At 69.3% G+C, this 25,963-nt stretch carries 19 protein-coding genes; 6 read left to right on the top strand and 13 right to left on the bottom strand.

Annotation, left to right across the window (positions count from 1 at the left end; genetic code table 11):
- Position 1 precedes the first annotated feature (1 nt).
- From VGB24_RS09750 to trpS, 7 genes are all read right to left on the bottom strand, one after another.
- Positions 2 to 1,054: a D-2-hydroxyacid dehydrogenase gene (locus VGB24_RS09750; protein WP_331072752.1), complete on the bottom strand. Its 1,053-nt coding sequence runs from the start codon at positions 1,052 to 1,054 to the stop codon at positions 2 to 4.
- A gap of 333 nt (positions 1,055 to 1,387) precedes the next feature.
- A complete protein-coding gene (dapB, locus tag VGB24_RS09745) occupies positions 1,388 to 2,182 on the bottom strand; it encodes a 4-hydroxy-tetrahydrodipicolinate reductase (RefSeq protein ID WP_331072751.1) in 795 nt (264 codons plus the stop codon).
- Entirely contained in the window at positions 2,182 to 3,099 is a 918-nt protein-coding gene (gene dapA, locus VGB24_RS09740; RefSeq protein ID WP_331072750.1) for a 4-hydroxy-tetrahydrodipicolinate synthase, read from the bottom strand. Before dapA ends, dapB begins: the two co-directional genes overlap by 1 nt.
- Positions 3,100 to 3,107: 8 nt before the next feature.
- Positions 3,108 to 3,473 (bottom strand): hypothetical protein, encoded by a 366-nt coding sequence (locus tag VGB24_RS09735; protein WP_331072749.1) that lies wholly within the window; start codon positions 3,471 to 3,473, stop codon positions 3,108 to 3,110.
- Positions 3,474 to 3,542: 69 nt separating this feature from the next.
- A complete protein-coding gene (locus tag VGB24_RS09730; protein ID WP_331072748.1) occupies positions 3,543 to 4,343 on the bottom strand; it encodes an ion transporter in 801 nt (266 codons plus the stop codon).
- 18 nt (positions 4,344 to 4,361) lie between these two features.
- Complete coding sequence (locus VGB24_RS09725) at positions 4,362 to 5,156, bottom strand: alpha/beta hydrolase (protein ID WP_331072747.1); 795 nt, start codon at positions 5,154 to 5,156, stop codon at positions 4,362 to 4,364.
- 34 nt (positions 5,157 to 5,190) lie between these two features.
- Complete coding sequence (trpS, locus tag VGB24_RS09720) at positions 5,191 to 6,156, bottom strand: tryptophan--tRNA ligase (protein WP_331072746.1); 966 nt, start codon at positions 6,154 to 6,156, stop codon at positions 5,191 to 5,193.
- Between the two features lie 133 nt (positions 6,157 to 6,289).
- Here trpS and hutG point away from each other — a divergent pair, with 133 nt between their 5' ends.
- Positions 6,290 to 7,234 (top strand): formimidoylglutamase, encoded by a 945-nt coding sequence (gene hutG / locus VGB24_RS09715; protein WP_331072745.1) that lies wholly within the window; start codon positions 6,290 to 6,292, stop codon positions 7,232 to 7,234.
- A gap of 12 nt (positions 7,235 to 7,246) precedes the next feature.
- Positions 7,247 to 8,098, top strand: a complete 852-nt coding sequence (locus tag VGB24_RS09710) for an arginase family protein (protein WP_331072744.1) — start codon at positions 7,247 to 7,249, stop codon at positions 8,096 to 8,098.
- A 220-nt stretch (positions 8,099 to 8,318) separates the two neighbouring features.
- On the opposite strand, the gene VGB24_RS09705 is transcribed toward VGB24_RS09710, so the two are convergent.
- A complete protein-coding gene (locus VGB24_RS09705; protein ID WP_331072743.1) occupies positions 8,319 to 8,993 on the bottom strand; it encodes an OmpA family protein in 675 nt (224 codons plus the stop codon).
- Positions 8,994 to 9,268: 275 nt separating this feature from the next.
- Here VGB24_RS09705 and VGB24_RS09700 point away from each other — a divergent pair, with 275 nt between their 5' ends.
- Entirely contained in the window at positions 9,269 to 10,912 is a 1,644-nt protein-coding gene (locus VGB24_RS09700; protein WP_331072790.1) for an ATP-dependent DNA helicase RecQ, read from the top strand.
- A gap of 85 nt (positions 10,913 to 10,997) precedes the next feature.
- Here the strand turns inward: VGB24_RS09700 and VGB24_RS09695 are convergent, their stop codons facing one another.
- Both VGB24_RS09695 and VGB24_RS09690 read right to left on the bottom strand, forming a co-directional pair.
- On the bottom strand, positions 10,998 to 11,504 hold the full coding sequence (locus VGB24_RS09695; protein ID WP_331072742.1) for a methylated-DNA--[protein]-cysteine S-methyltransferase: 507 nt from the start codon (positions 11,502 to 11,504) through the stop codon (positions 10,998 to 11,000).
- Positions 11,501 to 12,940: a DNA-3-methyladenine glycosylase 2 family protein gene (locus VGB24_RS09690; RefSeq protein WP_331072741.1), complete on the bottom strand. Its 1,440-nt coding sequence runs from the start codon at positions 12,938 to 12,940 to the stop codon at positions 11,501 to 11,503. The genes VGB24_RS09695 and VGB24_RS09690 overlap by 4 nt, the downstream gene beginning before the upstream one ends.
- 192 nt (positions 12,941 to 13,132) lie before the next feature.
- Here VGB24_RS09690 and VGB24_RS09685 point away from each other — a divergent pair, with 192 nt between their 5' ends.
- Positions 13,133 to 13,498, top strand: coding sequence for an endonuclease domain-containing protein (locus VGB24_RS09685; protein WP_331072789.1), 366 nt, complete (start codon positions 13,133 to 13,135; stop codon positions 13,496 to 13,498).
- A gap of 122 nt (positions 13,499 to 13,620) precedes the next feature.
- Here VGB24_RS09685 and VGB24_RS09680 read toward each other — a convergent pair whose 3' ends face one another.
- On the bottom strand, positions 13,621 to 15,309 hold the full coding sequence (locus VGB24_RS09680) for a D-aminoacylase (protein ID WP_331072740.1): 1,689 nt from the start codon (positions 15,307 to 15,309) through the stop codon (positions 13,621 to 13,623).
- 136 nt (positions 15,310 to 15,445) lie between these two features.
- Here VGB24_RS09680 and VGB24_RS09675 point away from each other — a divergent pair, with 136 nt between their 5' ends.
- On the top strand, positions 15,446 to 15,664 hold the full coding sequence (locus VGB24_RS09675; RefSeq protein WP_331072739.1) for a hypothetical protein: 219 nt from the start codon (positions 15,446 to 15,448) through the stop codon (positions 15,662 to 15,664).
- Between the two features lie 52 nt (positions 15,665 to 15,716).
- Complete coding sequence (locus VGB24_RS09670) at positions 15,717 to 15,971, top strand: Txe/YoeB family addiction module toxin (RefSeq protein ID WP_331072738.1); 255 nt, start codon at positions 15,717 to 15,719, stop codon at positions 15,969 to 15,971.
- An 88-nt stretch (positions 15,972 to 16,059) separates the two neighbouring features.
- Here the strand turns inward: VGB24_RS09670 and rpoC are convergent, their stop codons facing one another.
- The gene (gene rpoC / locus VGB24_RS09665) at positions 16,060 to 20,280 is read right to left on the bottom strand and encodes a DNA-directed RNA polymerase subunit beta' (protein WP_331072737.1); all 4,221 of its coding nucleotides are present in this window, start codon (positions 20,278 to 20,280) and stop codon (positions 16,060 to 16,062) included.
- Positions 20,281 to 20,426: 146 nt separating this feature from the next.
- Complete coding sequence (locus VGB24_RS09660) at positions 20,427 to 25,697, bottom strand: DNA-directed RNA polymerase subunit beta (RefSeq protein WP_414676722.1); 5,271 nt, start codon at positions 25,695 to 25,697, stop codon at positions 20,427 to 20,429.
- Positions 25,698 to 25,963: the final 266 nt, after the last annotated feature.

Below are 25,963 nucleotides of genomic sequence, written 5' to 3'. Positions count from 1 at the left end.
GCTAATATCCCGCCCGCTTGTCGACGGTGTTGCGAAGGGTCTCGCCCCGCAGGTACCGCCGCAGGTTTTCGACGATGAGGTCCGCTTGGCGCCGCCAGAACCGGGGCGACGCACCCGAAACATGGGGTGTCACCAGCACGTTGGGAAGGTGCCACAGGGGCGACGAATCCGGCAGCGGCTCGCGGGCGAACACGTCCAGCCCCGCCCCGCGCAACCGCCCGCCGCGCAGCGCATCCACCAGCGCCTCCTCGTCCATCACGCCGCCGCGGGCGACGTTGATCACCACCGCGCCGTCGGGAAGCATCGCCAGCTCCCGCGCACCGACCAGCCCGCGCGTTTCCTCCGTCTGCGGCACGCAGAGCACCAGGTAATCGGCGCGGGGGAGCAGCCGGTCCAGCGCGCCCTCTCCCGAAAGCACGTCGACGCCCTCCGGCCCCTCCGTGCCGCTGCGCCGCGTGGCGAGCGTGGTCATCCCAAGCGCCACCGTGCGCCGGGCCACCGCTTGGCCGATGCCCCCCAGCCCGACGACGCCCACGGTCTGCTCGGCCAGCTCGCGGCCAACCGGATCCGCGCCTTCGAACGGCTCCTTGTTCCAGCGGCGCTCGGCCTGGGCGCGGACGGCGACGTCCAGGCCGCGGGCGAAATGGAGGATCATGGCCAGCACCGTATCGGCCATCGGTTCGGCGTAGATGCCGGCCGCGTTCGTCAGCACCACGTCCGACTCCCGCATGGCCGCGTGCAGCGAGGCCCCCACCCCCGCCGACGCACTGTGCGCCCAGCGAAGCCGGCCCTCGGGCGGCGCCGTGGCTGCCTCGAAGAGCGGGGCCGGCACGCCGAACCCCAGGTAGATCTCGGCTCCGCGTACCGCCTCCAGCGCCTCGGTGGAATCCGCCCCGCCGTCGCCCCGCCCATCGCCGGGCTCGTCCACCACAACCACCTCCCACCCCTCCGGCATCTCGGCACAGATTTCGTCGAGCGCCCAGTCCGGGATGGAGTACAGCGGCCGCTGCTCACCAAGATGTACGACGAGACGGCGGGGGTTTGTTTCAGGCACGGCGGATCACGTGGATGCGGCGTAAACGCAAGGGACGCCGGAACATGGCTCCGGCGTCCCGCCAGGTCAACCTGGCCCCGCACGCTGACGATGTCATCCTGAAGGAGCGGCCACGCCCAACCCGCCCGAACACCGAACACGGCAGCGACTGAAGGATCCGCCACACACGCTGCGTGATGCCGACTGGCAGAGGCGACAACGATGGGTGGTAGTCCCTGCGGCGGGTTCACCCGCTCCTGGAGGGGTGCACGCCGGGTTCTCGGCGCGCTCCGATCACTGTGTGGCGGATCCCTCGGTCGCTGCGGTCGATGGTGTGGCCGGCTCGTGCTCCGTTCAGCCGAGGCCCAAGACGTCGCGCATGGAGTAGGCGCCGGGCTCGCGGCCGGCGAGCCAGCGGGCGGCGCGCAGGGCGCCTTCGGCGAACAAAGCGCGGTCCTGGGCCACGTGCCCCAGTTCGATCCGCTCGCGCTCGCCGATGAACATCACCGAGTGCTCGCCCACGATGTCGCCGCCGCGGACGGCGTGGAAGCCTACCTCGCCCCGCGGACGCTCGCCGGGACGCCCGCCGCGGCCGTCCACGCGCACGTCGGCCAGCGCCACGCCGCGGCCGAGCGCGACGGACTCCCCCAGGGCCAGCGCGGTGCCGCTGGGCGCATCCACCTTGCGGCGGTGGTGCGCCTCCACGATCTCCACGTCGTAGTCGTCGCCCAGGACGGCGGCCGCGCGCTCAGCCAGGGCCAGCAGCAGGTTCACCCCCACGCTGAAGTTGGCGGCCTGCAGCACGGGAGATCGCTGGGCCTGGCGCGTAAGCAGGGCCTGCTCCTCGGGCGTCAGTCCCGTCGTGCCGACGACGAGCGCCACGCCGCCCAGCGCGTCGCCGTGCATCTCCAGCAGCCGCCGCAGCAGTTCCGGCGACGAGAAGTCGATCACCACGTCGGCGTCGCGCATCCACGCGCCGGCCGTCTCCGGCGTCGCCACCACCGGGCAGCCGATGTCGCACCCGCTCTCCGGCACCCGCCCGATCCCCCCCACCAGCCGCATCCCGCGATCCTCCGCCATCAGCCGCGCGAGCGTGGTCCCCATCCGCCCCGTCGCGCCGCTGAGCACCACCCGCACCGCATCCGCCATCAGCGGCCCTCCAGCAGCCCCAGGCCTCGCATCGCCCCCTCCAGCTCCTTCAGCACCGCGTCCGACGGCGGGACGAGGGGAAGCCGCGGATCGCCGACGTCGAATCCCAGCATCCCCACGCCCGCCTTGACCGGCATGGGATTGGCCTCGCGGAAGAGCGCCGCGATCAGCGGAAGGAAGCGGAGCTGGATGGCGCACGCCTCGGCGGGGTTGCCCTCCAGGAACGCCTTGGCCATCCGCGAGGTGTCGCGCGGAGCCACGTTGGCTAGGACGGAGATCACGCCCTTGCCGCCCAGCGACATCAGCGGCACCACCTGGTCGTCGTTGCCGCTGTACAGGGCGATGCGATCCGCCACCCGCCGCGCGAGCTCCGCCACCTGGCTGATGTCGCCGCTCGCTTCCTTGACGCCCACCAGCCGCTCGTCATGCGCCAGCTCCTCCACCGTCTCCGGCAGCAGGTTGCACGCGGTGCGGCCGGGAACGTTGTAGGCGATGGTGGGCAGGTCGCCTGCGTCCATCACCTTGCGGAAGTGCGCGGCGATCCCGCGCTGCGGCGGCTTGTTGTAGGGTGGCGGCGCGACGAGCAGGCCGTCGGCCCCGGCTTCGCGCGCGTTCGCGGCGATCCGGGCGACGACGGCCGTGTCGCTGCCGCCGCACCCCGCGATCACCGGAATGCGCCGGTCGCCCGCGCGCACCTCGTCCATCACCACCTCCACCGACCGGCGCTGCTCGTCGACGGACATGGTGGTGGCCTCACCGGTGCTGCCGTTGACGATCAGCGCATCGGTGCCCTCGCGCAGGTGAAAGCGCACCAGTTCGCGCAGCACGGCCTCGTTCACGGCCCCATCCGCGCCGAAGGGCGTGACCAGCGCCACGCCCGACCCGGTGAACAGGCTCCTTCCGGTGGATTCCGTCATCCGGATCGTCAGATGTTGTTGAGGTCCATGATGTCGCCCGGCAGCACGTCGCCCTCGGCATCGTCGGGGTCCAGGTCGCGCTCGGTGCTGTCGCGGAAGTCGTCGGCCGCCTCGTCGCCCACGTTGTCGTGGAACGAGCGGAACACGGTGCCGCCGCACTTTGCGCACGCCATCCCCTCGGCGGGCTGCTCGTTCTCGAAGAAGTAGTCCTTGCCACACGTCTCACAGACCAGCGTCAGCACGGTGGTTCCGTGGGGCGTGTCGCCGGCCGGGTTGTCGCGCGGCTGGTCGGTGGCGCCTGCGTACTGGGCAGGTCCGGCGTCGGTGCCGGAATCGTAGCGGCCCTCGGGATTGGTCGGGTTGGAATCGGACATCGTTTCTCCTCGGTGGAAATCGGGTCCGGCGCGAGGGTGCACAACGTGTACCGGCACGGGAGGCCCGATCTACAGCTGTGTCCCGCAGTACCTGCAGTACGTCGCGTCAGGCTCGTGGCGGTCTACGCCGCACCCCGGGCAGGGGCGGCGCACGGCGCTGGAGCGCGATGCACGGTCCAGCTCCAGCGTCACGATCCCCGTGGGGACGGCGATGATGCCGTAGCCCATGATCATCAGGGTAGCCGCCAGCGCCTTGCCCAGCGGGCCCTGCGGCGCGATGTCGCCGTAACCGACGGTGGTGAGCGTAACGATGGCCCAGTAGACGCTCTGCGGGATGCTGGTGAACCCGGCGGCGGGGCCTTCGATCAGGTACATCAGCGAACCCACGATTACCGACAGCGTGAGCACCGCGCTGACGAACACGGTGATTTTGTAGCGGCTGGCCCGCAGCGCGGCCGAGAGCACGGCGCCCTGCTCCACGTATTCGGCCAGCTTGAGGATGCGGAACACGCGCAGCACCCGCAGCACGCGCAGCACCACCAGGAATCGCCCCGGCGGAAAGACGACGCTCAGCCAGGTGGGGAGCACCGAGAGCAGGTCCACCACGCCGTAGAAGCTTCGCGCGTACGCAAGCGGCCGGGGCGAGGTCCACAGCCGCAGCAGGTACTCGATCGTGAACAGCACGGTGAAGAACCACTCGGCGACGTACAGGATGTCGCCGTACCGGGCCGCGATGGATTCCACGCTGTCCAGCATCACCACCACGATGCTCAGCACGATGGCGGCGATCACCACCACGTCGAACGCGCGCTCGGCGGGGTCGTCGTGCTGAAACACGATGTCGTGCAGCCGCTGGCGAAGGTGCTGCATGGCTCCGGGAATGGATGGCTACGGCACGCGGAGAAGGCCGCCTATGAAGCGGGTGGCGGCGTCCATCACCAGACCCGGATGCTGCACGTGCGGCGCGTGCCCGCAGTCCGCGATGCGCAGCACGTCGACGGGGCCACCGGACAGGCGCTGGATGGATTCCACCTGCGCCCACGTGCCGTACTCGTCGGCTTCGCCCTGGATCACCAGCGCGGGGACGCGGATGGACGGCAGCAGGTGTTCGATGTTCCACGCGCGGAAATCCGGATCCAGCCACACGCCGTTCCATCCCCAGAACGCCACGTCCACGTGCTGGTGATGGCGGGCCAGCCGCTCGCGCAGGTCCGTCGACCGATACGCGTCCCCGATCTGTGCGATACTGTCGACACTCACGTCCTCCACGAACACGTGCGGCGCCTCCAGCACCAGCCCGGCGACGATGTCCGACGGATGGCTCCCGGCGTGGATCAGGGCGATGGACGCGCCGTCGCTGTGGCCGAAGAGGACAGCGCGCCGGACGTTCGCCGCGCGGAGCACCTCGTCCAGCACCTCCGCCTCGCGGTGCATGAACTCCACGGGACGCGGCAGAACGACGGGCTCGGACCGGCCGTAGCCCGCGCGGGAGTAGACCAGCGCACCGCATCCGGTCACCTCCGTCAACGCCTGCGGAAACCCGCGCCAGGTGGAGACCGATCCCAGTCCCTCGTGCAGGAACACGATCGTGGGTGCCTCGTCCGGTCCCGGCCCGATCCACCGGCACTCCAGCCGCACGCCGCCGATCGTCAACAAGTCCGCTCCGTCGGCGATCGGACCCATCGTCAGCGGTGCGGGCCGAACCCGGTCGCCGCCATCAGCGCAGTCCGACGGCCTTCCACACGCGCTCGACGACGGGACCCGCCACCTCGCGGGCCCGCCGCGCGCCCTCGGCCAGCACCTCGTCCACGTAGCCGGGGCGCGCCAGGATCTCCTCGCGGCGCTGGCGCATGGGCGCGTAGAACTCCCATATCGCCTCGAACAGCCGCTGCTTGAAGTGGCCGTAGCCCACGCCGCCGGCGCGGAACTCGTCCTTCATCTGCTGCACCTGCTCGGCCGTGGCGAACAGGCGGTACAGGGCGACGATGGTGGACGCGTCCGGGTCCTTGGGATCTTCCAGCGGCGTGGAATCGGTGACGATCTGCATCACCCGTTTCCGCAACGCCTTTTCGGGCATGAAGATGTCGATGGTGTTGCCGTAGCTCTTGCTCATCTTCTGCCCGTCCAGCCCCGGCACGACGGCGACGTCTTCGGCGATCTGGGCCTCCGGCAGCTTCAGTGTGCCCTCGCCGAACGCCTCGTTGATCTTGATGGCGATGTCGCGCGTGGCCTCCAGGTGCTGCTTCTGGTCCTTGCCCACGGGCACGCGGTCCGCCTCGTACGCCAGGATGTCCGCGGCCTGCAGGATGGGATAGGTGAACAGCCCCACGTTCGACGAGATGCCGCGCTGCGTCTTTTCCTTGTACGCCACCATGCGCTCCATCAGCCCCATCGGCGTGACGGTGGAGAGAATCCACATCAGCTCCGCGTGATACGCCACGTCCGACTGGCGCCACATGGTCGTGCGCTCGGGGTCCAGCCCGCACGCCAGCAGGTCTACCGCCGCGGCGCGGACGTTCTCGCGCAGCGCGTTGGCGTCCGTGAGCGACGTGAGCGCGTGGAGGTCTGCCAGGAACAGGAACACTTCGCCGCGACCCTGCAGGTCCAGGATGGGCTTGATGGCCCCGAAGTAGTTGCCGATGTGAAGGATGCCCGAAGGCTGAAGCCCCGTCAGAATGCGCATTTCTCGCGATCGATTGATGTGCCGGGGAGCGGCGTCCGTCGTTCTCTTCCTGTTCCCCATTCCCTATTCCCTCCCCCAGCACTAACCTGTCCCCTCGCCGTTCGTCCGGCAAGCAACCCGTGCCCCGCCTCCCGTGCCCGACACCACGCCCGATCCCCTCGCCGGCCTGCGCGCCGAAGCCGACCCGCGCGACCCGCGTGCGCCCACGCTGCTGCGCCCGTGGGACGGCCAGGAGGCGATGGAGGGCCGCGCCGTCGTGATCGGCGTTCCGTACGACGGCGGCATCCCGTCGCGCCCCGGCGCCCGTTTCGGGCCCAAGGCCATTCGCGAGGCGCTGTCCTCGTTCGGTACGTTCGATGGCGACCGGCACGTGTCCCCCGCCATCGACTTGGGCGACGTATCCGTCCCCACGATGAACGGCTCCGATGCGCACCGGGCGATCGAGGAAGCCGCGCGCCAGGTGTTCGCGTCCGGCGCTCGGCCTGTCTTTCTGGGCGGGGACCACGGCATCACGGGTTCGATCATCCGCGGCCTGGCCGCCGCGCGACCGGACATCGCGCTCGCCCTGATGACGGTGGATGCGCACCTGGACGTGCGCGAGTACGACGACGAGGCACACCTTTCCAGCGGCACCCCGTTCCGCCGGGCGCTGGAGACGGGCATCGTGGAAGGCGCCCGCGTGGCGATGATCGGTATCCGCCGGTTCGCCAACTCGCAGTACTACCTGGACTTCGCCGCCGGCCGGGGCATCCATCTGACGACGATGGACGAGGTGGAGACGCACGGAGCCACCAAGGTCGCCAAGGCCGCCCTCTACCGCGCCACCAGCGGGGCGAACGCGCTGTACCTGAGCATCGACATGGACGCCTGCGACGCCGCGTTCGCGCCCGGGGTGAGCGCGGCGGGCATTGGCGGGCTGACGGCGCGCGAGATGATCGAGATCGTCCGCACCGCGTGCACCGACCCGCGGCTGATCGGCGCGGATATCATGGAAACTTCGCCGCCGTACGACCAGGACGGGCGCACCGCCAAGCTCGCCGCGCGCCTGCTGCTGGAACTCCTGGCCGCCCGCCCCTGACCGGAGCCACGCGTGGACCTGCGCATCATCGCCGTCCCCTACGACACCGCGATCCGCGACTGGCGGATGGGCGCCGGCCCCGATCGGCTGCTCGATTGCGGGCTGGAGAACCACCTGCGCGCGGCGGGGCATCGCGTTACCATCGAGCACATCGAGCTCCCGCCCGACGAGCCGACATCGGAGATCAGCACCGCCTTCGAGCTCGCCGCCCGCCTGCGCGACCGCGTCCATGCCGCACGCTCCGCGGGCGAGCTGCCGATCGTCCTTTCGGGCAACTGCGGCACCGCGCTGGGCACGCTCGCCGCGCTGGCCGACGCCGAGCCGGGCGTGGTCTGGCTGGATGCGCACGGCGACCTGAACACGCCCGAGACCACGGGCAGCGGCTTCCTGGACGGGATGTCGCTCGCAACCGCGACCGGCCGCTGCTGGGCTCGCCTCGCCAGCGCGATTCCCGGCTTCCGCCCCATCCCCGATGACCGCGTGGTGCTGATCGGTGCCCGCGATCTGGACGAGGGCGAAACGGAAGTGATTGGCGCGTCAGCGATTACGCACCTTTCGCCGAGGCAAGTCGATGAGGGCCTGTCCTCCGCGCTGGACTCCCTGCGGCAGCGCACGCCGACGATCTACCTGCACATCGACCTCGACGTGCTCGATCCGTCCGTGGCCCGCGCGAACACCTACGCGGCGGAAGGCGGGCTCTCGCTGGCGCAGGTGGAAGCGGTGGTCCAGGCAGTCGCCGCCCGCTTCGACCTCGGTGCGATCGCCCTCACCGCGTACGACCCGTCGTGCGATCCCGGACGCGGGGTGCCCCGCGCCGCATTCGCGCTGCTGGACGCGCTCTGGCCCTCACAGAGCCGATCCTAACCGTCGAGCGCGCAACGATTTGTCATCCTGAGGCGCAGGCGCGCCGCACCAGCCCGCAGCACAACCTCCGCGCGCCGAAGGATCTACTCTCCCCCAGCACGAAGCCGGGGCGCGGCAGCGTCCACGACCCCCCGCCCGCGCTCAACCCACAAACGCCGAGTCGCCCCGGCGCCATGAAGGCGACCGGGGCGACTCACTACCTGCAGCGTGGAACCAGAGCTTACTGGTTCTGCTGCAGCACCTGCTGGCGGTACTCCTCGCTCGCGAAGATCGCGACCTCCACGCGGCGGTTTTGCGCGCGGCCGGACTCGGTGCTGTTGTCGGCCACCGGCTCCGCCTCGCCGCGGCCTTCCACGCGAACGTCACCCGCCGGAATGCCCTGCGCGACCAGGAACTGGCGCGCAGCCTCGGCGCGGCGGTACGACAGGCGCATGTTGTAGTCGTCGGCGCCCTGCGCGTCGGTGTGGCCCACGATCAGCACTTCGGTGCCCGGATAGTTGCGCAGGCTCGTGGCTAGGCGGCGCAGGTTCTCGCGGCCGGCGGGGAGCACCTGGTCGCTGTCGAACGGGTACAGCACGCCCGACTCGAAGGTCACCGCGATGCCCTCGCCCACGCGCTCGACTTCCGCGCCCTCCAGCGAATTGTCCAGCTCCGCCGCCTGGCGGTCCATCCGGCGCCCGATCACCGCGCCCGCCGCACCCCCCAGCACCGCGCCGATGATGGCGCCGCGGGCCGTGTTGCCCGACTGCCGCCCGATCACCGCGCCGATGGCGCCGCCCGCGCCGGCACCCGCCGCCGCGCCGCGCTCGGTGTTGTTCATCGACGCGCACCCGGCCGACGTGCCCAGGGTGGTCACGGCGAGCGCAACCGTAAGAGAACGCTTGAACTTGGTCATGTCCGTCTCCTCAACGTGTGAAATCAGTCCTGCCAGCCCGGCCTCTCGGCGAGCGTGCCATCCCCATTTGCAAGCACGGTGCCCGGGAGGCGCTCCACGCGCGGCGGCGGCCCGCAAACCGCGCAGACGCTGGAGAATCCGGCCATCATGAGCCGCCCGCGAGTGCAAAGTGGTCCGACCCTTGCGCAGCCCTGAGCCGCCCGATCGTCCTCAACATAAGACACCACAACGACTTGGCGACCTCTACAACGACCAGCACGCGTCGGTTGGAAGACGTGCTTGCGCGCGACTTCGAGCTTTCGGAGTTCCGCCCCGGCCAGGAAGAGACGATCCGCGCCGTCCTTGACGGCCGCGACGCGCTCGTGGTGCTGCCCACGGGCGCCGGCAAGTCGCTGATCTACCAGCTTCCGGCGCTGATGCTGCCCGGGCTTACCATCGTGGTCAGCCCGCTGATCGCGCTGATGAAGGACCAGACGGACAAGCTCGACGAACTGGGCGTGGACGCGTGGACCATCAACTCGGCGCAATCCACGGCGGACAAGCGGGCGGCGGAGGCGGCGGTGGAGGGTGGCGAGGGGAAGATCCTGTACCTGACCCCCGAGCGCTTCCGCAACCGCGAGTTCTTCGAGGTGCTGATGGAGCGCGAGATCTCGCTGTTCGTGGTGGACGAGGCGCACTGCGTCAGCCAGTGGGGGCACGACTTCCGGCCGGACTACATGATGCTGGGCGCCATCGCCGAACGCCTGGGCCGCCCGCCGGTAATGGCGCTGACGGCCACCGCGTCGCCCGAGGTGCGTGACGACATCGCGCGTCAGCTCAAGATGCGCGACCCGTTCACCTGGGTGGGCGAGCTGATGCGCCCCAACCTGTTCCTGGAAGTGCAGCCGACCGTCAACGAGTCGGAAAAGGACGCCGCGCTGGAGCAGATCCTCCGGCGGGCCGAGGGAACGGGGATCGTCTACGTGGCGACGGTCAAGGAGGCCGAGCGCATCTACGAGGAGTTCGGCCGCAAGCACGACCTGGCGCTGTACCACGGCAAGCTGGGCGCAAAGGAGCGGCACGAGGCGCAGGACCGCTTCATGGGCGGCAAGGTGAAGGCGGTCGTCGCGACGAACGCCTTCGGGCTGGGCATCGACAAGCGCGACATCCGCTTCATCGTGCACTACCACTTCACCGGCTCCATCGAATCGTACTACCAGGAAGCCGGGCGGGCGGGGCGCGATGGGCAGCCCTCGCGCTGCGTGATCCTGTACCGCGAAGAAGACAAGGGCGTGCAGGGCTACTTCCTGGGCGGCAAGTATCCCGACCTGGACGAGGCCATCTCGGTGGCGCGCATCGTCAACCGCATGCCGATGGAGGAGAAGCGCCCGCTGGACGAGATCGCCGACATGGCCGAGGTGGCGCGTCGCAAGGCACGCATCGTCCTTACGCTGCTCAAGCGGCACGGGATGATGCGCGAGCACCGCGGCGGCGTGTGGGAGCGCCTGGTGCCCGACGTGGCCGCGGCCGACCTCAGCCAGGAGCTGCTGGATTACGAGCAGCGGCGCGAGACGGACCGCAAGAAGCTGGAGCAGATGGTACGGTACTGCCGCACGGCGCACTGCCGCACGAAGATGATCATGGACTACTTCGGCGAGGAGCGCGCGGAGGACTGGAGGTGCGGGCACTGCGACAACGACGCGGCCGGAAAGGCGAATGGCACGTCCGCCAAGCGCGAGGCAACGCCCGAGGGCTTCGACTTCTCCGACATCTCCACGCCGGAGCCAGCGGAGGAGATGCTCGGGCCGGGAGACGAGGTGCGCCACGAAACGTACGGAGAGGGCCTGGTCCTGGCGCTCTCCGGCGAAAAGGCGGAGGTGGACTTCGCCGGCCACGGCACGCGGATGATCCGCCTCGACTTCCTCACCCGCATCGAGTGAAGGAAGGGCGTCTCACGGAGGGCACGGAGTAACTGCGGAGGCGCGCCCCGCTCCTCCTTTGTGTCCTCCGTGTGAGGCCCGCAGTTTACGCAGCTTTGGACAACCGCGGCATCCGCCCGTCACGAATCGCGATCCCCTCCAGCCGAAGCAGCGCCATCTTCATCTCCATCCCGCCCGCGTAGCCCGTCAGGCATCCATCCGATCCGACCACACGATGGCAAGGGATGACGATGGGGATGGGATTCGTGGCGTTCGCCCGGCCCACGGCGCGCGCGCTCCCTGCCCGGCCCAGGCGCACGGCCAGCGCACCGTACCCGGCCGTCACGCCGAAGCCGATGCCGCGCAACTCCCGCCACACCTGCTGCTGAAAAGCCGATCCCGCCGGGGCGAGCGGAAGATCGAAATCCGTCCGCTCACCCGCGAAGTACTCCCGCATCTGGGCCGCCACGGGCGCGCACCGCTGCGCATCCCACACGGCGTCCGCGGGCACACGCTGATGTGCGAACAGCAGGTGAGTGAGCGCGCCGCTCTCGTGTACGACGGCGGTGAGCGGACCTACGGGCGTGTCGATGGATGATGCGTACGTGGTCATTGCGGGTCTCCCAGGCTGGCCCAGAGATGAAAGGTCGCAAGGCTGCGGAACGGGGCGAAGGGCGCCATCAACTCCTCCATCTCTGCCCCGCCCGGCCGGTGGTCGAGCGAAAAGAAGCGTGTCAGGGCGGCGGAAAGCCCCGCGTCGCCCACCGCGACGCAGTCCGCGAAGCCGAAGCCGCGCATCATCAGGTAGCGCACGGACCAGGGCCCCAGGCCGCGAACGTCGAGCAGGCGCCGCTCCAGCGTGGTCGCCATCTCGCGCTCGGCGGCATCCAGCCGCAGCCCGCCCCCGGCAATCAGGCGCGCCGTATCGATCACGTACTCCGCCTTGCGGCGCGAGAAGCGGCGGGCGGTCAGGTCCGCGTAGTCCAGCTGGGCGACGGCTTCGGGCGTGGGGTGCGCACGGAGGCCCGCGCCCACCGGCGTGCCGGCCAACTCGGCGACCACCGTCCGCAGCGCGTAGGCGAACGGCAGATTCACCTGCTGCCCGACGATGGTCCACACCAGGCACTCCCACGCGTCCGCCGTCTGCGGGATGCGCAGCCCGCGCCGGCCCTCCACCAGCCGCGCCAGGTCCGCCCGGCGCGCCACCAGCCGCTCGAAGCCCGACGGGTCGCCCGCCAGCCCGAGAAGCCGGGCCGCGGCCGCGTGAGCCCCCCGCATCTCCCCCGCCCCGGGTCGGTCGATCTCCTCCACCCGGCACTGCACCGCATCCCCTACGAACCGCAGGCGAAGGACGGCGGGCGCATCGCCCAGCATCAACCCCTTCACCAGCTCGTCGCCCTCCACGCGCTCCAGCACGCTGTCGGGATCGCGCCCGTGGGAGCGCAGCACCACGTCCGTGCGGAACCCGGGCGGCAGCGCGATCGAGAACTCTGCGGACGAGCCAAGCGCGCGGTAGTCGCCCGGCGTAAGCCCCGTCTGCCGGCGGAAATTATCGTGGAAGGTGGAGAGGCTCTCGAAGCCCGCCGCGTACGCCGCCTCGCTGATGGACCGGCCGTCGGCCAAGGCGCCGCACGCGGCATCCACTCGTTCGCGCACCAGGAACGCGGCCGGGCTCAGGTGAAAGTGCCTGCGGAACAGGGCGTTCAGCTTGGTCGCGCCGATGCCGGAGGCGGAGACGAGCGCCGCCGCGTCCGCGAAGTCGGCCGGGCGGCGGCGGACGTCGGCGGCAAGCGTTTCCAGCAGGTGCAGGTCGGGATCGTAGCGGTCGTAGAAATTGTCGGGCCTGCAGCGGCGGCACGGGCGCAGGCCGGCGGAGCGCGCCTCGTCCTGCGTGGTGAAGAAACGCACGTTCTGCGGCAGCGGCTTGCGCGCGGTGCACGAGGGAAGGCAGTAGATGCCCGTGGTCAGCACGCCGGTGATGAACCGGCCGTTGCTGTCGTGGTCCCGAGCGTAGAACCGCTCCAGCATGTCCTCGTGCGTCATGATCATGGCAGGATAATACGTCGCCCCGCGCGATCCGTCGTCCGGATCTCGCCGTTGGAATTTGGGAACCACGAGAATCTTGACTGGCGTTTGAAGCGGACGCTAATTGCGGCCCCCGGGAGGCCCCTCCCCCAGCCCCTCCCCGCACAAACTACGTGCGGAGAGGGGAGCAAAAAACACGGATCGAGAGCGGTGAAGATGACCGAGAGGCGAATCCGGCGAATCCGTCAGCCGATTCTGACGGCAGCCAAGGAGCACCGGCAGAAAGCGACCCCGGCGGAAGCACATCTCTGGGAAGCGTTACGAGGGCAGCAGATGCGCGGCGTTCCGTTCCGCCGCCAGCACCCGGTCGAGCGGTTCATCCTTGATTTCTACTGCCCCCGGGAGAAGCTGTGCGTCGAACTCGACGGTCCCGTTCACGATGGGCAGCAGGATTACGATGCGGCTCGCACCGAAGCGCTAGGACGCTTGAAAATCCGAGTACTCCGCTTCCGCAACGAGGAGGTGCTGCAAGACCTTCCGTCTGTTCTCCGGCGCATCGAAGCTGCCCTGGACGCATCCTGAAAAGCAGTTCTCCCCCTCTCCGCACGCAGTTTGTGCGGGGAGGGGGCCGGGGGGAGGGGCAACCCGCAGAATGCGCCGCACTCCCGCCTTCCGCCTCGTCCCCTTTCCTGGGGCTCACCCGCCTAACGCGCCCCCGCCCGCCGCAGCGCCCGCCCCGGCCGCTCGCCCGTGACGGCGCCGCCACGAATCACAGGCACGCCATTCACGATTACGTGCACGATCCCCACGCTCGTCTGCACCGGCTCCTCGAACGTGGCGCGGTCGCAGACGGTGTTGGGGTCGAAGACGGTCAGGTCCGCGAACATCCCCTCCTTCAGCACCCCGCGGTCGTCCAGCCCCACGCGCGCCGCGGGCAGTGACGTGAAGCGGCGGATGGCGTCCGGCAGCGTGATCACGTTCCGCTCGCGCACGTACCGGCAGAGGATGCGCGGGAACGAGCCGTACGCACGCGGATGCGGCTTCCCCGTCACCGTGCTGTCCGCCGCCCGCGCCCCCGCGTCGATCCCCACCATCATCCAGGGCTGGCGCATCCCGTACTCGATGTCCTCCTCCGACATCGAGAAGTAGATCGCCGAAGTGTTCGCCCGGTCCGCCAGCAGGATGTCGAACAGCGCGTCCACCACCTCCTGCCCGCGCGCCTCCGCCACCTCGCTCAGCCGCATCCCCTGGTAGCGCCGCAGGCTGTCGGTGCTCACCCCGGCGATCATCACCCCCGACGGCCCACCGGCGGACGTACCGATACGCCAGTCGGTTCCGCCGCCGGTAAGCTCTTCGCGAAGGCGTGCGCGGGTCGTGGGATCGGCCAGGCGGGCCAGCAAGGAGTCGGTGCCGCCCGCGTGTGCCCAGTTGGGGATGGTGGCGTCGAGCCCGGTGCCGCTGGCGGGGTACGGGTACTGGTCGGCGGTCACGTCCACGCCCCGCGCGCGGGCCGCCTCGATGGCCGCCACGGCCGGCACCATCTTCCCCCAGTTCGCCCGGCCCGACGCCTTCAGATGGTGGATCTGCACCCAGGTGCCGCCCTCCTCCCCGATGCGGATGGCCTCGTTCACCGCCTCCACCAGCCGCTCGCCCTCCGAGCGGATGTGCGAGGCGTATCCGCCGCCATACCGGGCCGCCACCCGGGCCAGCTCGATCACCTCCTCCGTGGTGGCGAACGAGGCGGGCGTGTAGATCAGCCCCGACGACAGCCCCATGGCGCCGTCCTCCATGGCCGCGGCCACGTGCGCGCGCATGGTGTCCAGCTCGGCCGCGGTGGGCGCGCGATTGACGTCGCCCATGGCGTAGCGCCGCACCGAGCCCACGGTGACGAACGTCCCCAGGTTGATGGCCGGGCGCGCCCGCTCCAGCGCGGCGAAGTAGCCGTCCAGGTCGCTCCAGGGCACCGAGTCGCGCCCCAGCTCGCGCAGGGTGTTCGCGTTCACCGGCACCACGCTGGTCACCTCGCCCGTGATCTCGCTGGTGATCCCCTGCGTGATCTTGCTGATGGCGCGCCCGTCGCGGAGCAGCGGGTACTCGCTGTGCCCAAGCATGTCGATCCATCCGGGCGAGACCACGAGGCCGGTCGCGTCGATGGTGTCGCGCGCCTGCGCCGCCCGCAGCTGCCCCACCGCCGCGATCCTGTCGCCCCGCAGCGCCACGTCGCCCCGGTACCACGGACTCCCGGTGCCGTCGATGATCATCCCGTTTCGGATCAGCACGTCGTACGGCGCCTCGGCGGCCGGCGCGGGAGCGGCGGACGGCGCCGTTCCGGTGCAGGCGGAAACGGCGGCGGCGAGCGCGGCCAGCAGGAGCGAACGTTGCTGTATCTTCATGGCGGCCGGTTTGGATAGAGGAAGGGCACGACGGTGTCAGGCGTCCGTGCCGTGGCGGATACTGGACGTTCTTGACAGCAGCCACCGAAACGTGCATCGTTGGGGGTAACCTGTGGACGAGCAAGGGAAAAGGAAAGTGACCACTGCTACCCAACGGGCCCGCATCGCGCCCCAGATGTCGTTCGGGATCCGCCGCCACGTGCCTCAGGAAAACTACGGGTGCTTCCTGGCTCGCGAGGCGCCCCACATCCTCGAATGGCTGATCAGGGAGGGCGAGGAGGTGCGCCGCCTCTTTGGTCCGCCGATCGAGCCGCCGCGCTACACCAAGATCTCGCTTCACCTTGAGCCACGGTAAAAGCCGGCGGCCTGCACCGTCTGCACCGGACCAATCCGATGACCCGCGTCAGGTGATCCTGCGCGAGGAATTCCGCGGGGATCTGGAATTCTGGATCACCAGCCAGCCCCGGATTGCACTCCGGATCATGAAGCTCATCGAAGACGTCGTCCGAGACCCGTTCGGCGGCATTGGCAAACCCGAGGTCCTCAAGCACGATCATCTCAAACGCTGGTCGCGCCGGATCACCGATGAACATCGGCTGGTCTACGAGATCACCAGCCTGGGACCAGCGTTCTACCAAGCCCGATATCACTACGGCCGCTGATCGTGTGCGAAAGCGGGACGGGAGGGAGCGAAAAACGGCCCCGGGCATCGCTGCCCGGGGCCGTTCTCCATCAGTTCACCGCCGGCGATCAGGCCTGGACGACGGCCGTCTCGCCGGCCGCAACCACCGCGGCCGGGGCCGGGGCGCTCGCGGGCGCGTCGTCCGCCCCGAACGACACGTCCTCGTACCGGTAGATGCCGGTACCGGCCGGGATCAGGTGGCCGATGATGATGTTTTCCTTCAGCCCCTGCAGGTCGTCGCGCGCGCCGCGGATAGCGGCGTCGGTCAGAACCCGCGTGGTCTCCTGGAACGAAGCCGCCGAGATGAACGACTGCGTGGTCAGCGACGCCTTGGTGATGCCCAGCAGCAGCGGCTCCGACGTGGCCGGCGTGCCCCCGCTGGTCATGACCTTGGTGTTGGTGTCGACGAACTCGGTGCGGTCCACCGTTTCGCCTTCCAGGAACTCGGTGGTGCCAGGCTCCAGGATGCGCACCTTCTGCAGCATCTGGCGCACGATCACGCCGATGTGCTTGTCGTTGATCTTCACGCCCTGCAGGCGATACACCTCCTGCACCTCGTTCAGCAGGTATTCCTGCACGGCCTGCGGCCCCTTGATCCGCAGGATGTCGTGCGGGTTCACCGGGCCCTCCGACAGGCGGTCGCCGGCGCGCACCGAGTCGCCCTCGTGCACGCGCAGGTGCTTGCCCACCGGCACCTCGTACACCCGCTCGTTCCCCGTCTCCGGGATCACCAGCACCTCGCGCTTGCCGCGCTTGATGTCGCCGAAGCGAACGGTGCCGTCCACCTCGGTGATCACCGCCGGGTCCTTGGGCTTGCGCGCCTCGAACAGCTCGGCGATGCGCGGAAGGCCGCCGGTGATGTCGCGGGTCTTGTACGCCTCGCGGGCCAGCTTGGCCAGCGCGGCACCCGGCTGAATGACCTCGCCGTCGCGCACCGTGAGTTGCGCGCCCACGGGCACGATGAACTCGCGCACCTTTACGCCGTTCGGGTCGATGATCTCGATCATCGGGTGCAGCTTCTTGCTGCGGTCCTCGATGATCACCATCTGCCGGCGCCCGGTGGACTCGTCGAGCTCCTCGCGTACCGACTCGTCCTCTACGATGTCGATGAAGCGCAGGGTGCCGCCGAAGTCGGCCACGATGGGCTCGGAGTACGGGTCCCACGCGAACAGCGTGTCGCCCACGGCCACCTTCTGGCTGTCTTCCACCGAGATGGTGGCGCCGTACGGCACCGCCAGCCGGCTGCGGATGGCCCCCTCGGCCGACCGCATGATGATCTCGCCTTCGCGGCTGGTGACGATGCGCGCGCCCTCGGGCGTCGTCACCGTGACGATGCGTTCGAACTGGGCCACGCCCTCGACTTTGCTCTTGCGCCCGGTGGTGGCCGCGATGCGGGCCGCCGTGCCGCCGATGTGGAAGGTGCGCAGCGTCAGCTGCGTGCCCGGCTCCCCGATGGACTGCGCGGCCAGAATGCCCACCGCCTCGCCCGGGTCCACGATGCCCATCGTGGCCAGGTTGCGGCCGTAGCACTTCACGCACAGCCCGCGGCGGCTTTCGCAGGTGAGCACGCTGCGGATCTTCACCGACTGGATGCCCACCAGCTCGATCTCGTCGGCCGCGTCCTCGTCGATCAGCTCGCCCGCGGCCACCAGCAGGTCGCCGTCGATCGGGTCGTAGATGTCGTCGTTGGCCACCGAACCGACGATGCGGTCCTTCAGCGGCTCCACCACGTCCTCGCCCTCCTTGAGCGCCGCCACCTCCAGCCCGAGGACCGTGCCGCAGTCCTCTTCGCTGATGGTGACGTCCTGGGCCACGTCCACCAGGCGGCGGGTCAGGTATCCCGCGTCCGCCGTCTTCAGCGCCGTGTCGGCCAGGCCCTTGCGGGCGCCGTGCGTGGAGATGAAGTACTCCAGCACCGTCAGCCCCTCGCGGAAGTTCGACTTGATCGGCGACTCGATGATCTCGCCGATGCCGCCGGTCAGCTTCTTCTGCGGCTTGGCCATCAGGCCGCGCATGCCGGCCAGCTGGCGCATCTGGTCACGCGAGCCGCGGGCGCCCGAGTTCATCATCATGAACACCGGGTTGAAGCCGCCACGGTCCGCCGCCAGGCGGTTCACCATGGCGTCGGCCACGTCGTTGTTGGCGTGCGTCCAGGTGTCGATGACCTTGTTGTAGCGCTCGCCGTTGCTGATGACGCCGTTGTTGTACGCGCGGGTGAAGCGCGCCACGTCGTCCTCGGCCTCACGAAGGATCTCGTCCTTCTCGCCGGGGATCTTCATGTCCTCGATGCCCACCGACACGCCGGCCAGCGTGGCGTACCGGAAGCCGAAGGCCTTCAGGTTGTCCAGGAACACCACCGTCGTCGCCAACCCCACCGTGCGGTAGGCGCTGAAGATGATGTCGCCCTGCTCCTTCTTGCCCATCGTCTTGTTCCAGTAGCCCATGGCGGGCGGAACCGACGAGTTGAAGATGATGCGCCCGGGGGTGGTGGGCACCCACTCCTTGACCATCCCCTCGCCCGGCTCCTTCTCGGACTCGGGGCGCGGGTCGGTGAAGAAGTACACCGTCGAGTGATAGCCCACGCGGCGGTGCGCCAGCGCCATTTCCACCTCGGCCACCGAGCCGAAGCGCGGAAGCACGATGGACTGGTCGCGCTCGGCCGGGGGCTTGGCGATCTCGGCCTGGTCCGCCACCACCTTGTCGCGGAAGTCGGCCTGGTCCTTGGTCAGCCAGTAGCACCCGATGACGATGTCCTGCGAAGGCGCCGCCACCGGCCGCCCGTTGCTGGGCAGCAGGATGTTGTTCGACGACAGCATCAGCACGCGGGCCTCAAGCTGCGCCTCGAACGAAAGCGGCACGTGCACCGCCATCTGGTCGCCGTCGAAGTCGGCGTTGAAGGCCGCGCAGACGAGCGGGTGAATGCGGATGGCCTTGCCCTCCACCAGCACCGGCTCGAACGCCTGGATGCCCAGGCGGTGAAGCGTGGGCGCGCGGTTCAGCAGCACGGGGTGGTCGCGGATGATGTCCTCGAGCACCTCGTACACCCGCGGATCGTCGCGCTCCACGATCTTCTTGGCGCGCTTCACCGTCTCGGCCTCGCCCCGCTTTTCCAGCTCGTGGATGATGAACGGCTTGAAGAGCTCCACCGCCATGGCCTTGGGCAGGCCGCACTGGTGAAGCTTCAGCTCCGGGCCCACCACGATCACCGAACGGCCCGAGTAGTCCACACGCTTGCCCAGCAGGTTCTGCCGGAAGCGGCCCTGCTTGCCCTTGAGCATGTCGCTCAGGGACTTCAGCGGGCGCTTGCCGCGGCCGCGGATGGCCTTGCTGCGGCGCCCGTTGTCGAACAGCGCGTCCACCGCCTCCTGCAGCATGCGCTTCTCGTTCCGGAGGATCACCTCGGGAGCGCGCATCTCCATCAGCTTCTTCAACCGGTTGTTGCGGTTGATGACGCGGCGGTACAGGTCGTTCAGGTCCGACGTGGCGAAGCGGCCGCCGTCCAGCGGCACCAGCGGGCGAAGGTCGGGCGGGATCACGGGGATCACGTCCAGGATCATCCACTGCGGCTTGTTGCGCTCCGAGGGCGTGGCCCCCGAGCCGCGGATGGCGTCGATCACCTTGAGCCGCTTCAGCACCATCTTCTTGCGGTGCTGGCTGGTCTCGTTGGCCACCTGCGCGCGCAGGCTCTCGGCCAGCGAGTCCACGTCGATCTGGCCCAGCAGGTTGCGGATGGCCGGCGCGCCGATGTCGGCGGCGAAGTCGGCGTCGCCTTCCTCGCGCGCCTTCTCGCGCAGCGCGATGAACTCGTCCTCGTCGAGCACCTGGCTGTGCTTGACGTCCTGGGCGCCCGGGGTGGTCACCGCGTAGGCGGCGTAGTAGATCACCTTTTCCAGGTCGCGCAGCGTCATTCCCAGCAGGTAGCCCATCTGGCTGGGAAGCGTCTTGAACATCCAGATGTGGGCGACCGGCACGGCCAGCTCGATGTGGCCCATGCGCTCGCGCCGCACCTTGCTGAGCGTCACCTCGACGCCGCACTTGTCGCAGACGTGCCCGCGGTAGCGGATGCGCTTGAACTTGCCGCAGTGGCACTCCCAGTCCTTGACGGGACCGAAGATGCGCTCGCAGAACAGGCCGTCGCGCTCGGGCTTGAACGAGCGGTAGTTGATGGTCTCCGGCTTGGTCACCTCGCCGAAGCTCCAGCCTCGGATCTCCTCCGGAGAGGCGATCTTCACCTGGATGAAGTTGAAGTCCTGAGACCGGGTCTCGCGGACGCGGGGGAAGTCGATCATGTTCGTGATCCCCTTACTATCGGTTTAAGGCCCGGCATTTCGGGCGCTCGACTGAACAACAGTGCGTTAGTGCGTTAGTGCGTCAGTGCGTCAGTGCGTGAGCGCGGCTTTTCAGTTCCGCACTCACGCACTCACGCACTCCCGCACTAACTTCCGAGCGTTACCGAAATGCCCAGCGCCTGAAGCTCCTTCACCAGCACGTTGAACGACTCGGGCAGCCCCGGCTCGGGCAGGTTCTCGCCCTTGACGATGGCCTCGTACACCCGGCTGCGGCCGTTCACGTCGTCAGACTTCACCGTCAGGATTTCCTGCAGCGTGTGCGCGGCGCCGTACGCCTCCAGCGCCCACACCTCCATCTCGCCGAAGCGCTGTCCGCCGAACTGCGCCTTGCCGGCCAGCGGCTGCTGCGTCACCAGCGAGTACGGCCCGATGGACCGCGCGTGGATCTTGTCGTCCACCAGGTGGCTGAGCTTCAGCATGTAGATGGTGCCCACCGTCACCGGGCTTTCGAACTGCGCGCCCGAACGGCCGTCGCGCAGCTTCACCTTGCCGCCGGGGGTCAGCCCCGCCGTCAGCATGTGCTCCTCGAGCGCCGCCGTCAGCCCCTCGCCCTTCTTGGAGGCGGCCAGCGCGGCGGCGGCCGGGAAGGCCTCCTCCACGCTCTGCTGCCGGGCCTCGGCCAGCTCGCGGCTGGCGGAAACGAGGTACGCCGCGAGGGAGTTCAGCTTCTCGGTGAGCAGCGCCGGGGTTTCCGGCGCGCCCACCATCCAGTCGATCGCCCGGCCGATGCCCATCTCGGGGCGGGCCCGCTCCTGCGCCAGGGCCTCGTGCGCCTGCACCGTCTCGGCGATGCTGCGCGCGTCGTCCACGTCGAAGGTGGGCGGCATGGCGCTCAGCACGCCCAGAGACTGCCGCGCCCAGGTGGCGCCCGCCAGGCGGATCAGCGTGCCGATCTCGTCTTCGGACGCACCCTGGAACACCGGCGTCTTGGCCTCGAAGCCCAGGACGCGCGCCGCCCACCCCAGGTGGGTTTCCAGGATCTGCCCCACGTTCATGCGGCTGGGCACGCCCAGCGGGTTCAGGCACACGTCCACCGGGGTGCCGTCCGGCAGGAACGGCATGTCCTCTTCCGGCACGATGCGGGCGATGATGCCCTTGTTGCCGTGGCGGCCGGCCATCTTGTCGCCCACCGAGATCTTGCGCTTCTCGGCCAGGTACACCTTCACCAGCTGCACCACGCCCGGGGGCAGCTCGTCGGGCTGGAAGATCTTGTCGATCTGGCCCTCGGTGCGCTGGCGCACCCGCTCGATCCGGCGCTTGCTCTCGTCGATCAGGCGGCGGAGCTGCTCGTTGGTCGGGCGGTCCGTCACCTTGAGGGTGGTGAGGTCGATGTCGTTGAAGTCCAGCGAATCGACCACCTCGTCCGTCAGCTGCGTCCCCTCGTTGAAGAAGGGCTCCACCGTCCCCTTCTTCAGGAACAGGGCGACCTCGCGGCCGCGGATCAGCTCGCGGATCTCCTCGTCGCGCGCCTCGCCGATGCGCTGGATCTCCGTGCGCTCGAAGGCGCGCAGCTCGCCGATCTTCTGCCCCCGCTCCTTTTCGAGGATGGGGTCGTCGATGCGGCGGCTGAAGATCTTCACGTCGATCACGGTGCCCTCCACGCCGGGCGGCACCTTGAGCGACGAATCCTTTACGTCCTTGGCCTTCTCGCCGAAGATGGCCGTCAGCAGCTTTTCTTCGGGAGAAAGCTCGGTCTCGCCCTTCGGCGTGATCTTGCCCACCAGGATGTCGCCGGCCTTCACCCGGGCCCCGATGCGCACGACGCCGCGCTCGTCCAGGTCCACCAGCGACTCTTCGGCCACGTTGGGAATTTCCCGCGTGATCTCTTCCATCCCGCGCTTGGTGTCGCGCACCTGGAGCTCCAGCTCCTGGATGTGGATGGAGGTGTACACGTCGTCCTTCACCAGCTTCTCGGACAGCACGATGGCGTCCTCGAAGTTGTGTCCGTACCAGGGCATGAACGCCACCAGCAGGTTGCGGCCCAGGGCCAGCTCGCCGCCGTCGGTCGAGGGGCCGTCGGCCAGCACGGCGCCCTTTTCCACCACCATCCCCTTGCGGACGATGGGGCGCTGGTTGAGCGCGGTGTCCTGGTTGGTGCGCCAGTACTTCTTCATCCGGTAGCGGTCGAACTGCGCCAGGCGGCGCAGCGGCTCCGCGGCCGACCCCACGCCCTCCATCCCGGCATCCACCAGGATGTGGTCGGCGGTCACCTCCATCACCGTTCCGCCGCGCCGGGCCACCACCACGGCGCCCGAGTCGCGCGCGATCACCTCTTCCAGCCCCGTGCCCACCACCGGCGCGTGCGGGAACAGCAGCGGCACCGCCTGGCGCTGCATGTTCGAGCCCATGAGCGCGCGGTTGGCGTCGTCGTGCTCCAGGAACGGGATCAGGGCCGCGGCCACCGACACCAGCTGGTCGGGCGCCACGTCCATGTAGTCGATCTCCTCCGGCCGCAGCAGGGGGAAGTCACCCCGCTCGCGGCACAGGACGAACTCGTTGTTGAAGGTGAAGCCCGGCGTCAGGGGGGCGTTCGCCTGCGCGATGCGGGCCGTTTCTTCCTCGTTGGCCGACAGCCACGCGCTGATCCGCGTGACCACGGGGGTCACGTGCGTCGTGCGGCCGCTGGCGCCCAGGACGGCGCGACCCACCTCGCCCTCGGCCGGCAGCGCCGGCACGCCCGAGGTGTAGTCGATCGCCACCTCGTCGGGGGTGTCGCCCCACTCCTGCACCTCGAGCCCGGTCATCTGCCGCTCGTTCAGCGCCTCGACCACCTCGGCCGTCAGCACCGTGCCGGGCACGGCCAATACGGCGGCCGTGGTGGGCTGGAAGACGCGCACGGAGAGCGACATGGGGTTGCGGATGGCCTCAGGGGCCACGCCGCGCGCCGCCGCGCCCGCCCGGCGGCTGACCACGCGCACCAGGTTCACCGGCTGGGCGGCGATGCGCTCGGCCAGCTCTTCGGTGATGCGCTCGCCACGCTTCGCCAGCACGGGAAGCCCCGCGAACTCCTGCTCCCAGCCGGTCTGGGCGATCTCGCCGGCCAGCATCCGCGGGAACAGCGTGCTCCAGTCGAACACGTCCTCGGCCAGCTCGGCGCCCACCACCATGGCGCGGAAGATCTCGCGGCCGCGTACGGCGTCGATGGTCTCGCCCTTCTTGCCGAACACCTTGGCGCGGTCGCCCAGCACCAGGCGCACGGCCTCTTCCAGCTTGGCCTGCGCCGGGTACTTCACGATGGCGCGCACCACCTTGCGGTAGGGCGTCTCGATGAAGCCCAGGTCGTTGATCCGGGCGTACGTCGTCAGCGAGTTGATCAGGCCGATGTTCGGGCCTTCCGGCGTTTCGATCGGGCACATGCGCCCGTAGTGCGAGTAGTGCACGTCTCGCACTTCGAAGCCGGCGCGCTCACGGGTAAGGCCGCCCGGCCCCAGCGCGCTGAGACGGCGCTTGTGCGTCATCTCGGCCAGGGGGTTGGTCTGGTCCATGAACTGGCTGAGCTGGCTGGATCCGAAGAACTGCTGGATCACCGCCGACACCGTGCGCGCGTTCACCAGGTCGTCGATGTTGATCTTGTCGGGGTCCGACACGATCGACATGCGCTCACGGACCAGCCGCGCCATGCGGCTGAGGCCCACGCTGAACTGGTTGGCGATCAGCTCGCCCACCGAACGCACCCGGCGGTTGCCCAGGTGGTCGATGTCGTCCGTTTCGCCGCGCCCCTCGTGAAGCTCGATCAGCTGCCAGAGGATGGCCAGCACGTCCTGCGCGGTGAGCGCCGTCATGCCCGCGGGCGGCACCGTGTAGCCCAGCGACTCGAAGGCCGGGGCCAGCCGCTGGTTGATCTTGTAGCGGCCCACGCGGCCCAGGTCGTAGCGCTTGTTCAGCGCCTCTTCCGTGTACTCCGAGTAGTCGGTGCTGGCCGCGGCCGTGCCGTTGCCGCTTCCCGTCAGCTCGCCGGTGACGACGAGCGAGGTGCGCGGCTGGAAGAGCAGCCGCCAGACGGCGACGTACACCTGCACCACGCGGTTCAGCTCGTACACCAGCACGCGGCTGGGCTTGCCGGCCTTTTCGGTGCGGTCGTCGCGGAAGCTTTCCCACACGTAGCGGATGCCGCGCTCCTGGGCGAAGCGCAGCATGCGCTCCTCCACCGAGCGCTGCCCCTCGCGCGACATGGGGTCTACCGGCTGCGAACCGCGCTCCGCCCACGCCGCCAGGAAGTCGGCGACGTGCATGATGGTGTCGCCCTCGGCCAGGAACTCTTCCTCGGTCCACGTGTCGGGGGCCGGGGCCGTGCCCGGGCGCACCAGGTTGTGGATGGCGAAGAGCGAGTCGAGCGTGCCGCGCGTGGGGTCCTTGGCCAGCGTGGCCCGAAGCGCCGAGCCGCTCTGGCTGGTCGCCCGGTACGTGGCCACCGACTCGATGCCGGCGCGCAGCATGCGCCCCAGCGTGTCGCCGTTGATCTCGTCACCGGCGCGCGCCACCAGCGCCGAGGCCACCACGGGAAGCGTGGTGACGCCGGCCTCGCGGAGCGACGCGTACAGCTCGGGGGTCACGCGGCGGCCGCGCTCGTACACCTCGCCCGTCGAGGGAAGCACGATGTCGCGGTACAGCACGGGGCCGTTGGGGCCCAGCACGGCCGGGTCGGGCACGTCCTCGGCCAAAAAGCCGTGGAACACCTCGCCGCGGCGGCCGCTTCCCGTGGCCTGCTCCAGCGTGTTCAGCGCGACGGTGTCGCGCTTCAGGAACACGCCCAGGATGTCGGCGTCGCGGCTGAAGCCCACCGCGCGCAGCAGCGCCGTGGCGGGGAACTTCTTCTTCTTGTCGATGTGCACCGCCACCACGTCGTGGATGTCGAGGGTGAACTCCACCCACGACCCGCGGAACGGGATGATGCGCGCGCTGAACAGCTTGCTCCCGTTGGGGTGGGTGTTCTCCTCGAACACCACGCCCGGCGAACGGTGCAGCTGGCTGACGATGACGCGCTCGGCGCCGTTGATGATGAAGGTGCCCAGGGGGGTCAGGACCGGCAGGTCCCCCAGGTACACTTCCTTTTCGATGATGTCCTTGGGACGGCGCTCGTCGCCCACGTCCTCCCACACCACCAGCCGGAGCGTCGCCTTGAGCGGAGCCGCGTACGTCATGTCGCGCTCCATGCACTCCTCCATGTCGTACTTGGGCTCGCCCAGCGAGTACCGTACGAATTCCAGGGAGAAGTTCCCGTTGACGTCGGAGATGGGGAAGATCTCGTTGAAGACGCGCTCCAGCCCCACGTCCTCGCGCTCACGCGCGGCGGCGTCGGTCTGGAGAAGCGTGTCGAACGCCCTCAGCTGCACGTCGAGGAGGTTGGGATGCTCCATCCCCGACGTCAGCTTGGCGAATGAGACGATCGGTTTGTTCAGCGTTGCCAAGTGGGTCTCCCTCTCAGCGTGCGTGGATTCGGAAAAGCGCAAACGACCCCGACCGAATGCGATTCGGCGGGGCGGCGTACCGTCCGTCGGAATTTGATTGTAGTCCTGCTCTGTGCCATGTGCCGCCGCGCTGGAGTAACCGGTGAAGGAAGCCGGTGCGGCCCAATGGCCGCGCCGGCTTCGCGGTCCGGCGCGCGGAGCCCCGGGGGGGTCCG

Origin of the sequence: Longimicrobium sp. (assembly GCF_036399935.1) — a bacterium.
Taxonomy (GTDB): Bacteria; Gemmatimonadota; Gemmatimonadetes; order Longimicrobiales; family Longimicrobiaceae; genus Longimicrobium.
The sequence above is the reverse complement of the archived record's forward strand: the minus strand, read 5'-3'. Positions and strand labels throughout refer to the sequence as shown.

Coding starts and splice junctions, on each gene's coding strand:
- dapB (WP_331072751.1), bottom strand. CDS start 2,182: ATGGCGGATGCGGTGCGGGTGGTGCTCAGCGGCGCGACGGGGCGGATG.
- dapA (WP_331072750.1), bottom strand. CDS start 3,099: ATGACGGAATCCACCGGAAGGAGCCTGTTCACCGGGTCGGGCGTGGCG.
- VGB24_RS09735 (WP_331072749.1), bottom strand. CDS start 3,473: ATGTCCGATTCCAACCCGACCAATCCCGAGGGCCGCTACGATTCCGGC.
- VGB24_RS09730 (WP_331072748.1), bottom strand. CDS start 4,343: ATGCAGCACCTTCGCCAGCGGCTGCACGACATCGTGTTTCAGCACGAC.
- VGB24_RS09725 (WP_331072747.1), bottom strand. CDS start 5,156: ATGGGTCCGATCGCCGACGGAGCGGACTTGTTGACGATCGGCGGCGTG.
- trpS (WP_331072746.1), bottom strand. CDS start 6,156: ATGCGCATTCTGACGGGGCTTCAGCCTTCGGGCATCCTTCACATCGGC.
- VGB24_RS09705 (WP_331072743.1), bottom strand. CDS start 8,993: ATGACCAAGTTCAAGCGTTCTCTTACGGTTGCGCTCGCCGTGACCACC.
- VGB24_RS09695 (WP_331072742.1), bottom strand. CDS start 11,504: ATGACCACGTACGCATCATCCATCGACACGCCCGTAGGTCCGCTCACC.
- VGB24_RS09690 (WP_331072741.1), bottom strand. CDS start 12,940: ATGATCATGACGCACGAGGACATGCTGGAGCGGTTCTACGCTCGGGAC.
- VGB24_RS09685 (WP_331072789.1), top strand. CDS start 13,133: ATGACCGAGAGGCGAATCCGGCGAATCCGTCAGCCGATTCTGACGGCA.
- VGB24_RS09680 (WP_331072740.1), bottom strand. CDS start 15,309: ATGAAGATACAGCAACGTTCGCTCCTGCTGGCCGCGCTCGCCGCCGCC.
- rpoC (WP_331072737.1), bottom strand. CDS start 20,280: ATGATCGACTTCCCCCGCGTCCGCGAGACCCGGTCTCAGGACTTCAAC.
- VGB24_RS09660 (WP_414676722.1), bottom strand. CDS start 25,697: ATGGAGCATCCCAACCTCCTCGACGTGCAGCTGAGGGCGTTCGACACG.